The organism is Pontibacter rufus, assembly GCF_015694705.1.
Lineage (GTDB): Bacteria > Bacteroidota > Bacteroidia > Cytophagales > Hymenobacteraceae > Pontibacter > Pontibacter rufus.
In genome coordinates this window covers 206,310-218,710 of record NZ_JADQDR010000003.1, presented here as the reverse complement: position 1 = coordinate 218,710, position 12,401 = coordinate 206,310, and the positions used below count along the sequence as shown (strand labels likewise).

The 12,401-nt window shown below is 50.3% G+C and carries 9 protein-coding genes; 8 read left to right on the top strand and 1 reads right to left on the bottom strand.

All coding sequences use genetic code 11. The annotated features are described in order from the left end of the window. Positions 1 to 449 precede the first annotated feature (449 nt). The 4 genes from I2I11_RS07085 to rpiB all read left to right on the top strand — a co-directional run bounded on the left by I2I11_RS07085 (position 450) and on the right by rpiB (position 4,684). Complete coding sequence (locus I2I11_RS07085) at positions 450 to 1,919, top strand: T9SS type A sorting domain-containing protein (RefSeq protein ID WP_196266986.1); 1,470 nt, start codon at positions 450 to 452, stop codon at positions 1,917 to 1,919. Positions 1,920 to 2,104: 185 nt separating this feature from the next. Continuing rightward, entirely contained in the window at positions 2,105 to 3,379 is a 1,275-nt protein-coding gene (gene glyA / locus I2I11_RS07080; protein WP_196266985.1) for a serine hydroxymethyltransferase, read from the top strand. Positions 3,380 to 3,401: 22 nt separating this feature from the next. Continuing rightward, positions 3,402 to 4,247, top strand: a complete 846-nt coding sequence (tatC, locus tag I2I11_RS07075; protein WP_196266984.1) for a twin-arginine translocase subunit TatC — start codon at positions 3,402 to 3,404, stop codon at positions 4,245 to 4,247. Continuing rightward, the gene (gene rpiB, locus I2I11_RS07070) at positions 4,247 to 4,684 is read left to right on the top strand and encodes a ribose 5-phosphate isomerase B (protein WP_196266983.1); all 438 of its coding nucleotides are present in this window, start codon (positions 4,247 to 4,249) and stop codon (positions 4,682 to 4,684) included. Before tatC ends, rpiB begins: the two co-directional genes overlap by 1 nt. A gap of 338 nt (positions 4,685 to 5,022) precedes the next feature. Here the strand turns inward: rpiB and I2I11_RS07065 are convergent, their stop codons facing one another. Next, positions 5,023 to 6,426: a hypothetical protein gene (locus I2I11_RS07065; RefSeq protein WP_196266982.1), complete on the bottom strand. Its 1,404-nt coding sequence runs from the start codon at positions 6,424 to 6,426 to the stop codon at positions 5,023 to 5,025. A gap of 102 nt (positions 6,427 to 6,528) precedes the next feature. Here I2I11_RS07065 and rbfA point away from each other — a divergent pair, with 102 nt between their 5' ends. The 4 genes from rbfA to I2I11_RS07045 all read left to right on the top strand — a co-directional run bounded on the left by rbfA (position 6,529) and on the right by I2I11_RS07045 (position 12,316). Continuing rightward, positions 6,529 to 6,924: a 30S ribosome-binding factor RbfA gene (gene rbfA, locus I2I11_RS07060; protein WP_196266981.1), complete on the top strand. Its 396-nt coding sequence runs from the start codon at positions 6,529 to 6,531 to the stop codon at positions 6,922 to 6,924. Positions 6,925 to 6,945: 21 nt separating this feature from the next. After that, positions 6,946 to 7,755 (top strand): class I SAM-dependent methyltransferase, encoded by an 810-nt coding sequence (locus I2I11_RS07055; RefSeq protein WP_196266980.1) that lies wholly within the window; start codon positions 6,946 to 6,948, stop codon positions 7,753 to 7,755. 93 nt (positions 7,756 to 7,848) lie between these two features. Beyond that, positions 7,849 to 9,072, top strand: a complete 1,224-nt coding sequence (locus I2I11_RS07050) for an ABC transporter permease (protein ID WP_196266979.1) — start codon at positions 7,849 to 7,851, stop codon at positions 9,070 to 9,072. Positions 9,073 to 9,394: 322 nt separating this feature from the next. Further along, positions 9,395 to 12,316 (top strand): DEAD/DEAH box helicase, encoded by a 2,922-nt coding sequence (locus tag I2I11_RS07045; protein WP_196266978.1) that lies wholly within the window; start codon positions 9,395 to 9,397, stop codon positions 12,314 to 12,316. The last annotated feature ends 85 nt before the right edge of the window (positions 12,317 to 12,401 follow it).

Here is a 12,401-nt window from a genome sequence, read left to right as displayed (position 1 = left end):
TCAGAATTATTTTATCCTTTTGATTGATAACGGCACAACATAAGCGATACCTTTTAAGCAACTTATCGCCAGGTATAGAAGCTGATTGCAAAGTATAAAATGCTGACTGCCAAGCATAAGCAAGAATAAAGTCTTGCAGCTAATAACTTGATATTTATGCCTTTTACTTAGTATAAATTACGCCCATCATATCCGGCAGCCCGGTACAATGCTCCTGCAAAGTTAAACCTTATCATAAGCAACCTTCGTCTCGCGGGCTGGCTGTTGAGGAGAATACATATATTCTTATTCCGAAAGTATAATAAATTATAATTTATTATACCTATTTAACTATCTTAGTCGTACCTGCCAGAAGGTTACGCTTTGGTTAAATAAAGTTTATGGCAAAACGCTACAGCTTACTACTTAAAAGATGGGTATTTCGGCCGCTGCTCCTGCAGTGTATACTTATGGCCGTATTTGTGGTGCCGGGGTTCGGGCAAAGCACCATCTTTAAGGAAACCATGGGAACAGTCACATCGCCTACTGTTGAAGAGCATGAGCTATATAACTACTTTTCAAACATAGATCTGACGATGACCGGTATAAAAATCGGCGATCCGGCAGGTTATGGCCCCTCAATCTCAAATGTGTCTCCATCGTCCCCCGCGTATTATGCAGGAGCCTCAGGGGCATCTTATGTACAGATACTGCCTGGAACCGAATTTAAAATTGCAGGTATCAGTACGCTTAATTATACAAACTTAAGTCTGTCTTTCGGAATCAAGAAAACACAGGATGCGTCTGCCGGGGCTGAGCTTACGATAGAGTACAGCGCTGACGATGGGGCCAACTGGAAAACGCTTGTTTTGCCATCTTTAGATAAGACGTCTACCAACTGGGAGTATAAAACCCTGTCAGCTAAGCCGGGAGAAGAGATTCCTGCAGTTTCTAACCTGATGCTGCGTTTCAGAAACCTGGACGTGGGCGCGCTTCAATTCAGGATAGATGATATTGAACTGGTTGGAGAGCCGGCAGGGTTACCGGCTATTACGATTACTGCTGCCCTGCAAAATTTTAATACTGCTGCAGGCACCGCGTCGGTGGCGCAGGCCTACACGGTATCGGGCGTAAACCTTACGGAGGGCATTACTATCACAGCGCCGGCTAACTTCCAGGTAGCAACAAGCACAGACGGAAGCAGCTTTGCCGATAAAGTAACAATTGCGCTAACCAATGAACAGGATGGCAGCCTCGCTGAAACCACTATTTACGTAAGGTATCTGCCTGCCGCATCAGGAGAGCATAGCGGCAATATTGTGCATACCTCTACAGGCGAGATCCAAAACCTGGCGGTGCTGGGCTCTACAAGTACTTACCCGGTTGAACTAACCACTTTTACAGCTGAGCAAAGCAACGGCGCCACCCTGCTTAGCTGGACAACGGCCTCTGAAAAAAACAATGCATACTTTGATGTGGAGATGGCGCCTGACCAGGAGAGCAGCTTTAGAAAGATAGTAACGATAAACAGTAAGGTGACCAGCAGCGCCCTGTCCACGGACTATACTTACAGCCATACTTACTACGGTAACAGCCGCGTACGCTACTATCGCCTGAAGCAGGTAGATCTGGACGGCACCTATACTTACAGCAAGACCATAGCCGTAAAAGCTGCAGCCCTGCGCCCGCCTTTTGTACGCGTAGCGCCAAACCCGCTCAACTATACTTCAAAAGTGTACCTGATGGCTGCCGGCAGAGGCAAAGCAGTCGTGCGCCTGCATGGCATTACGGGAGTGCAGGTATACAGCAAGGCGGCGGAAGTGCAGGCGGGGCAAAACGAAATACAACTGCCCCTGTACGACAAACTGCAAACGGGCGTGTACATACTTACTGTGGAGCTGGAAAGCGCCCGCTACCAGGTTAAAGTCGTAAAGCAGTAAGGATATTTGATAAAGCAGAAGCCCGGCAACTTCGTGGTGCCGGGCTTCTGCTTTATATTTTTCTGCCTTACCGGGCGCTGCCTAAATCTGAAGCAGTGTTTCTGTGCGTATATAAACTTCTGAAACATTGGTTTATTTGGGGCACAACCGTTAATTTTGAGCGCTTTATAAAAACCGTAAAACTAATGCAAAAAGACACAGCCATATTTGACCTCATTGCCCAGGAGAAAGCCCGGCAGATACATGGAATTGAACTAATCGCTTCTGAAAATTTTGTTTCGGAGCAGGTGATGCGTGCCATGGGCAGCGAAATGACCAACAAATATGCCGAAGGCTTACCTGGCAAACGGTATTATGGCGGCTGTGAAATTGTGGATCAGGCAGAGCAACTGGCCATAGATCGCGCCAAGGCGCTTTTTGGGGCAACATGGGTAAACGTGCAGCCGCACTCGGGGGCACAGGCAAACGCAGCCGTGATGCTGGCGGTGCTGGAACCAGGCGATAAAATCCTGGGCTTCGACCTGTCGCATGGCGGCCACCTGACGCACGGCTCTCCCGTTAACTTCTCAGGGAAACTCTACAAGCCTTCGTTTTATGGTGTAGAGAAAGAAACAGGGCTGATTGACTGGGACAAAGTAGTAGCGAAAGCACGCCAGGAGCGGCCAAAGCTGATTATCTGCGGCGCCTCAGCCTATAGCCGCGACTGGAACTATAAAAAGCTGCGTGAGGCGGCAGATGAAGTAGGCGCTCTGTTGCTGGCCGATATCTCCCATCCGTCCGGCCTGATTGCCAAAGGCTTGCTGAATAACCCGTTTGATTATTGCCATATTGTAACAACCACTACCCATAAAACCCTGCGTGGCCCGCGTGGCGGTATGATTATGATGGGCAAAGATTTCGAAAACCCATTCGGACTGAAAACGCCAAAAGGTGAAACACGCATGATGTCCTCGTTACTGGATGGCGCTGTTTTTCCAGGTACGCAGGGCGGGCCGCTGGAGCACGTGATTGCCGCCAAAGCAGTAGCTTACTTCGAGGCGCTTTCTGACGATTATGGAACCTATATCAGGCAAGTGCAGCAAAACGCGCAGGTAATGGCCAATGCCTTTACAGAGCGTGGCTATAACATTATTTCAGGCGGCACCGATAACCACATGATGCTGATCGACCTCCGCTCAAAAGATCTTACAGGCAAGCTGGCCGAGAGCACACTCGGAAAAGCCGATATCACCATCAACAAAAACATGGTGCCTTTTGACGACAAGTCGCCGTTTGTAACATCGGGTATGCGCGTTGGCACAGCAGCCATTACCACACGCGGCCTGAAAGAAGATGACATGATCCGCATTGTAGATCTGATAGACACAGCGCTGATGAACCACGACAATGAAAGCAGATTGAGTGAAGTGCGCCGCGACGTAAACAACTGGATGCAGCAGTATCCTTTATTCGCATACTAACTAAACCGGACAGGCCCTATTAATGGATCAACCCTTTATTGAAGAACAAGAGCCTAAAGAGATGTCCTTTGTGGACCATCTCGAAGAATTAAGATGGCATATCATCAGGGCAGTAGGCTCTATTGTTGTGTTTGCAACAATAGCCTTTCTATCCAAAGATTTTGTCTTCCATGATGTTATTCTCGGGCCATCCCGGCCGGATTTTCTGAGTTACCGCCTCATGTGTGAGCTGGGCCAGAAAGTCGGGTCCTCGGCGCTCTGCATCGATAAGTTGGGGTTTACCATTCAGAGCCGGGAAATGAGCGGGCAGCTGACCATGCACATCATGGCATCGCTGATAATAGGGCTTTCCTGTGCCTTCCCGTATGCTTTCTGGGAGATATGGCGCTTTATAAGCCCCGGCCTATACCCGCAGGAGCGTCAGAGTTCGCGCGGCGCCGTATTTTTCGTATCCATCCTGTTCGCCATGGGTTTGTGCTTCGGCTATTTCCTGGTAGCGCCGATTTCTATTAACTTCCTGGCAGGTTATCAGGTTGATCCGTCTATTACGAACCAGTTCGACCTGTCATCCTATATTTCTACGCTCACGACCCTGTGCCTGGCCTGCGCTTTTATGTTCGAAATGCCCGTTATCGTGTTTTTCCTGACAAAAGCAGGCCTGGTTACACCCGAGATAATGAAAGTATACCGCCGACACGCTATTGTCGTAATCCTGATAGTGGCGGCCATCATCACGCCACCGGACGTTATCAGCCAGATGATGGTTGGCTTGCCGCTGCTGATGCTTTATGAGATAAGTATCGGCGTGTCCAGGTATATCAAAAGAAGTGACCTGAAACGATTGAACAAAGAAAAGACCACAGAGTAATGGCTTATAAAATCGCTATCGGCGGAGATCATGCCGGCTATACTTATAAAAGTATGCTGAAAGATGTGCTGGCAACGCTTGGCCACCAGGTACATGATTTTGGACCTGATTCCGACGCCTCGGTAGACTACCCCGATCATGTGCATCCACTGGCAAAGGCGGTGGTGAACAAAGAGGTGGATTTCGGCATCCTGATTTGCGGCAGCGGCAATGGTGTAGCCATCACAGCCAATAAATACCAGGACATCAGGGCAGCCCTGTGCTGGAAAACAGAACTGGCAAAGCTGGCCCGGGAGCACAACGACGCCAACATACTTTGCCTGCCGGCGCGTTATGTTTCAGAACAGGAAGCGGCCGACATGGTGCGCGTATTCCTGAGCACCGCTTTTGAAGGAGGCCGCCACCAGACGCGCGTCAGTAAAATAGCGCCCTGTTAAGCCACAGGTAAACAGAAGCAGGTATAAACAGCAGCGCTTAGCCGGAGGGAAAATCTTTAAAAGGATTTATACTTCTACCAAGCTTTCTTCTGCTTAGTCGTATAAAGAAGTACGGGCTATACTTAAAGTATAGCCCGTACTTCTTTATACGTGTCCATCAATTTTATTTTAAATTGCTCCCTCCTCGGCCGTGCGGCATCTTCCATACCTGCGGGTGTCTTGTCAGATACTAAAAAATTACGAGCGGCTTAAACTTCAGGCACATTCCTTTACGAAGTATAAAGCACCTATTGTTAGCTGTAAATCAACAGGAAACATAGTGCCTGAACCCTTACAAGCTAACGCACCCGTTGATAAATGCCATCGCTGCCGGTGGGTTTATACTTGCCGAAAACAGCCGGCAGCTTGTACTGTAAATGCGGCATCAGGTTTACTTTATCCACAATATAGGCCGGCTGCTCCAACTGAAAGTTCTGGTAAATATCAAATACTGCTTGGTATTCGGAGAGGTGGGCAAAGTGACGCTGCGCCAGTTGCCAGTTCAGGTACGGCGTTACAGGCCTGTTGTAAGTATAATAGCTGATGTCGTTGCCCAGCACCAGTACTGTTGTGTTTTTTATACCTGTTTCCGGGGGGGCAGGCAGCACCAGCGGCGACTCATCAACTTTTATAAGCCAGTTAAGGCCCGGCAATTGCCGGTAACGCAGCACCAGCACGCCTGCCAGCACCAGCAGGAAAATCAGGTTCAGCAGCCAGGTTTTGCGGCGCGAGGTAAAGAAGAACTCACTGAAATAGGCGATTGGCGGCAGCAGCAGCACAAAAGTACCTGCAGAAATATCGTGGCGGGTAAAGATAACCACCAGGCTGATTACAAGCCATACCCACATTACCTGCTGAAACTTAACCTGAAACACCAGCCGCTGTGGCAGCGACAAGGTACTCATTAGCGAAATCAGCAGTACCAGGGCAGGCAGTGCCATCAGCTTAACCAGGTCGGCGGGAGCAAGTATAAAGCCTACCTCCAATCGCCACGGCTGCAACAGGTGCAGCGTCAGGAACTCAGTGAGAGAGTTGGTGTAGAGATAATAGGTACCCAGCACCGCATACGGAAAAGCGAAACCGCACAGCATCAGCAGAAAGCTCCGGAACGTGCTGGAAGCAAAGAAAATAACGGCAAAGGTGCCCACCATCAGAAACAATGCCAGCGGCAGATAACTCAGCGCCGCCAGCCCCAGCATAAATCCACCTATAAACAAGCGATTGTTGTCGAGGCCCTCGCGCGACACGGTGATAATGTAAGGGAGCGACAATATCAGAAAGGTATTGCCGATGAGCAGGGGCGTGAGCATGCTAAATTCAAAAGAAAGGCTGCCCAGAGTCAGGTATAGCAGGGCCGGCAGAAAGTTTTTGCCGGCGTATACACTATGGCGGTTCAGGGTAATGTTAAACAGCAGCGCCTGCAGGAGCAGCAATGCCAGGGCTACCACCCGGTAGGTCAGGAACGAACGGCCTGCCAGCAGGTCTGTGAGCCAGTAAACCAGCGCGGAGAGCGGCGCCGTGTCGTCGTAAATCTGGCGATACAGGGCAAAGCCGTTGGCCATGCGCTCGCCCACCAGCATGTGGAGCAACTCAGGTGCCGTAGCCGGTGTACCCGCCAGCAACAACGATGCCTGCAGCCCCAGGAAAAGCAAAATCAGCAGAATCAGTCGTGAGGGAAGTATGCTGCGGAAGTAACTTATCAAGGAAAGATGGTGTTAGAAGAACCGGGACATTTGCCTTGCCTGAAATGAGTAAGGCCCTTTTGGGGTAAAAATGCGAAATTAATATGATATTTGCAGCTTCATATGGAAAGTAAAAGACAACAGAAATTTTCACGCCTGATTCAGAGGGAATTGGCAGACATCTTCCAGCGGGAGGTGCAGCATTTATTCGGCAATGCTTACATAACTGTGAGCGTGGTGCGGGTATCGCCCGACCTGGGGCTGGCGCGGGTTTATCTCAGCATAATGATGGCGCAGAACAACGAGGCCGTACTGCTGGAAGTGCGGATGAATACCAAAACTATCCGTCACCTGCTGGCGCAGCGCATCAAAAACCAGGTACGCGTTATCCCCGAACTTAACTTTTACCTGGACGACAGCGCCGCGTATGCTGCCCAGATGGACGAAATTTTCAACAAACTCGATATTCCGCCGGCCGACGAAAATGACGGTGTAGACGACGAAACATACCCTAACTAGCTTTCAGCTTCTCTTCCCCTTATGCAGTACGATCCGATAAAGCGGGTGCTGGGCGATGTATTTAACAAAACCCCGTTCCTGCGCCGCGTATTTTATAACCTGCTGGACCTGCTTCTGCTACGCACCTGGCATGTGCACAAAGAACTGCGCGCCTGGGCGGCAGACCGGCGCAACAAAGAGCAGCAAATTCTGGATGCCGGCTCCGGTTTTGGCCAGTATACTTACTACCTGTCCGGCCTGAGCCGTAAGTGGCATGTGCTGGCCGTAGATGTAAAAGAAGAGCAGGTGTCGGACTGCAACCGGTTTTTCAGGGCAATCGGGCGGCACAATGTGCTGTTCCGGATTGCAGACCTGGTGAAATACCGCCAGCCCAACAGCTACGACCTCATCCTGTCGGTAGATGTAATGGAGCATATTCTGGAGGATGTGGAGGTGTTCAGGAACTTTCAGGCTTCGCTGCGCTCCGGCGGCATGCTGCTCATTTCCACCCCCTCTGATCAGGGTGGCTCTGATGTGCACGGCGACAATGAGGCATCTTTCATCGAGGAGCATGTGCGCGACGGCTATAACATACAGGACATACAGGACAAGCTCAAACTGGCGGGCTTTCGCCGGGTAGAGGCACATTACTCCTACGGCAAGCCGGGGCAAATTTCGTGGCGGCTGTCGATGAAGTACCCGATGCTGCTGCTGAATGCTTCTAAGCTTTTCTTTATCGTGCTGCCGTTTTACTATCTTGTTACTTTCCCGTTCAGCTTAATCTTGAACTGGATGGACGTAAACGGCAAACACCGGTCAGGCACCGGCCTGATAGTAAAAGCCTGGAAGTAAGTATAATTACGAATCACGAATTGTAGATTATAGTAGTTGATTAAGCTGTAGTAAGAACGAATAACGAAACACGATCAACGAAAAACGAAATAGATGAACGTACCTTTTCTGATAGCGAAGCGATATTTCTTCTCCAGAAAGAAGAGGAACATCATCAGCATTATCTCCAACATTGCTATGATTGGCGTGGCCGTGGGCACCATGGCGCTGATTGTGGTGCTCTCGGTATTCAACGGCCTCGAAGACCTTATCCGCGAAATATACTCCAGCTTTGATCCCGACCTGAAAGTAAGTGCTGCAGAAGGCAAATCCTTTGAAACTGACACCGAGTTTATGAACCGCATCCGGCGCACGCCCGGTGTGGCCGTGGTGTCGGAAGTGATAGAAGACAATGCCCTGCTACGCTACAACGACCGCCAGATGGTGGTAAAGATAATGGGCGTAAGCGATAACTTTTTTAAGCAGAACAGGATAGATTCCGCTGTAGTAGAGGGCCACAGCCAGCTTATACTTGACGGCACTTACTATGCTTTGATAGGGCGCGGGGTGCAATACCAGCTATCTATCAGGCCTGGTAACCAGTTTGAGCCACTGCAGTTCCTTTACCCGCGCAACACCAAGTTTAACCCGCTTAACCCGGAAGGCGCCTTCAACAACCTAAGCATTTTGCCGGGCGGTATTTTCGCTATTGAGCGGCAGTACGACGATGCCTACGTGTTTGTGCCCCTCAACTTTGCCGAGCAATTGCTGGAGTATGGCAGCCGGCGCACTTCACTGGAGATAAAAGTAAAACAAGGCTACGAAGCAGAGCAGGTAAAAAGCGCGCTGCAGCAACTGCTGGGCAAGCAATTTAAAGTACAGAACAGCGATGAGCAGCACACCAGCCTGCTGCGCGCCGTAAAAGTCGAGAAGCTGTTTGTGTTCGTTACCTTTGCTTTTATCCTTTTTATTGCCTCCCTCAACATCTTCTTTTCCCTTTCCATGCTCGTTATCGACAAGAAGAAAGACATTGCTATACTTGCCTCTATGGGCGCTACAGCCAGTACCATCCGCAATATCTTTTTGCTGGAGGGCGCATTGGTGGCCTGCATCGGGGCGGCCTATGGCCTGACGACCGGCATGCTGGTGTGCAACCTGCAGCAGGCATTCGGGCTGGTAAGTATGGGCATGGCTACTTCGGTGGTGGAGGCTTACCCGGTAAAAATGCAGGTACAGGATTTTGTTCTCACGGGGCTGGCCATTATCATCATCACCCTGCTGGTTTCTATCCGGCCGGCGCGCAAGGCGGCGGCTTTGTCTGTTACCGAAAATTTGTAGGGAATACTTGTTTACTGGCTGATGTTGTCCGGCCATTTCAAAAGACCTCGCGGCGTGCGCACATGTCCTGAAGCATTTCGGGAGCCCCCGCGAGTGTCCGTGCCGCTGCAAAGGAAACCTGCATTCTTGCCGGGTTATCAAATCTCCGGTACTTTTCTGAAGGCATTCTCTTCAGGGATATTATACTTAAACAATCGGGCATGTTACCTGTTGCTCAAACGGTTTAGCGGGCAAATTTCTTTGTCACGGTAAAACAAGTATATTAAGTAGGATATTATCCGGTTTGGGACTATATTTGAAGTCCTTAAAATTTGTCTTTGGCATGAAAGTATACACCACCCAACCTTTTCAGGTGATATACTCGTTGTTTGAGCACGAGTATCTGGGCTACCTGTTCGAGTCTTTTGTGGTGCAAATCAACACCAAAGGCCAGCTGACGCTGCAGCACCAGAACATTTCTGCCAAAAATGCCGACGAGTTTGCCTCGCGCCTCGATGCCAGCGACTTCAAACTCATCACGCTAATAGACCAGATACAGCAGGACACGGTACTTAAGCGCTTTTCCTCTAAGAAAGTGTCGCCCGTAGATTTCTTCCTGAAAGTATACGACGCCGGAAAAGGTGACAAGGCGCTGCAGGAAACCATCAGCCACTACATACAGGGCCGTATGGGCAAGATAATGGAGCTGCTCCGCCACAAGATGACTTTCATCATGGGCAAGGACGGCGAACCCACCTGGAAGCGCATTCAACTGGCGCCTGAAAAAGCTACTGTCCTGTTCCATTTTATGCGCAATCAGGATAACACCCATTATTTCCCGACGATAAAGTATGGCGGCCAGAAGCTGGAATTCCAGTACCGCGATGCAGCGCTGATTTGTTATGAACCGGCCTGGCTGCTGCTGAACGACACCGTGTATAGCTTCGAGAAGGCCATAGATGGTAAAAAGCTGCAGCCTTTCCTCAACAAAAAGTTTATTGTAGTGCCCCGCTCCGTGGAAGAAAACTACTACAGCAAGTTTGTAGCGCCACTGGTAGAGTCGTTTGATGTGCATGCCAAAGGCTTCGATATACGGGCCGAGAAGTATAAACCAAGCCCTTTCCTGACATTTACAGAGATAAAAGGCGCGGACGCACCGGCTTTGCTGACCAGGGCTAAACCAGAGCGCGGCGCTGTTATAAGTGATAAGATCCTTTTTGACCTCTCATTTAAGTATGGCGCTTACATGGTGCAGACGCAGGAGGCGAAGCGTGTGAGCGTAAGTATGGAAAAAACGCCGGACTCTTACATCTTCCATAAGTTAATACGGGACGTGAACTATGAAAAGGAGTTCGTGAAGGAGCTGGGAAAACGGGCGCTGGAGGTAAAGAACGGCCGCGTGGTGCTGGATAAAAGCGATGCATTTGCCTGGCTCAACAGCAACCTGCTGGAGCTGGAGGAGTTGGGCTTTACGGTGCAGCAGGGCGAGCAAGGCGGGAAAAACTACTTTATCGGAGACATTTCGGTGCAGGTAGGCATCACAGAAACCAATGACTGGTTTGATATTTACGGCACTGTGCGCTTCGGGGCATTCGAGATTCCGTTTATCCGGCTCAAAAACCACATCCTTACCAAAAATAACGAGTTTCAGTTGCCCAACGGCCAGATAGCCATCATACCGGAAGAATGGTTTACGCAGTACATCGAACTGTTTGCCTTTTCGGAGGGAGAAGAGCGCCTGATGCTGAAAAAGCACCACATGGCTCTGGTAAACGACCTGCAGGAAGGCAACCTGGCCACCGTAACGCTCACCCGCAGGCTGGAGCGGCTGCGCGAATTTGAAACCATAGATGACCAGCCCATGCCGGCGGGTTTTGTGGGCGAACTGCGGCCTTATCAGAAAGCAGGTTATAACTGGCTGCACTTTGTGCAGAACTATAAATTTGGCGGCTGCCTGGCCGACGATATGGGCCTGGGCAAAACCGTGCAAACCCTGGCTATGCTGCAGCACCGCAAAGAAAAGGGGGCTGAAGCAGCCTCGCTGCTCGTAATGCCCACCTCGCTGGTGTATAACTGGCAGAACGAAGCGCAGAAATTTACACCAGGTCTGCGGATTCTTAACTATACGGGCACCTACCGCGACAAGAACGTAACCCAGTTCGAAAATTACGATGTGGTGCTGACCTCCTACGGCATTGTGCGCCTGGATGCGGAGCTGCTCAAAACCTATTATTTCGATTACATTATACTGGATGAGTCGCAGGCCATCAAGAACCCGGATTCTACTACCTCGCGCGCTGCCCGTTCGCTGAAGTCACGGCACCGGCTTATACTGACCGGCACACCTGTAGAAAACAGCACGATGGATTTATGGGCGCAGATGTCGTTCATCAATCCCGGCCTGCTGGGCAATCAGCATTTTTTCCGGAAGGAGTTCCTGAAGCCAATCGAGAAGGAGAAGGACGAGCAGAAAACACGCAAGCTGCACGCGCTCATCAAGCCGTTTATACTTCGCCGGCACAAATCGCAGGTGGCCAAAGAGCTGCCCGAAAAGGTAGAGCATACTACCTTCTGCAAAATGACCGAAGAGCAGGAGCACGCTTACGAAGAAACAAAATCATACTACCGCAACAAAATACTCACGAACCTGGAAGAGCACGGGCCGGGCAATACGCAGTTTATGCTTTTGCAGGGCCTTACGAAGCTGCGCCAGATTGCCAACCACCCGCTGATGACGGACACTGATTACGAAGGTGAATCGGGCAAGCTGAAAGAAGTGTTGCGGATGACAAAGAATGTAGTAGGTAAAGGGCACAAAGTGCTTATTTTTAGTCAATTCGTAAAGCACCTGGATATTATCCGGCATGCGCTGGATGATCGCGGGATAACGTATGCTTACCTGGATGGCAATACCAAAGACCGGCAGGCGCAGGTAGCGCTTTTCCAGAATGATGCTGCCATACAGGTGTTCCTGATATCACTGAAAGCCGGCGGCGTGGGCCTGAACCTGACTGCCGCCGATTACGTGTTTATACTTGATCCGTGGTGGAATCCGGCCGTAGAAGCCCAGGCCATCGACCGCGCACACCGCATCGGACAGCAGAAAACGGTGTTTACCTACAAGTTCATCACTAAGGATACGGTAGAGGAAAAGATACTGGCGCTGCAAAACCGCAAAATCCAGCTCGTCACCGACCTCATCAGCACCGACGAAACCGTTATCAAAAGCCTGACAAAAGAAGACATAGACAACCTGCTGAGTTAAATTGTTGACCGTTTTTGTAGGGACAGGTCGCGCCTGCCCTTGTCTGCAAATTCGTTATGGCCTGCCTCCGCTGGTGCGAGCTTGT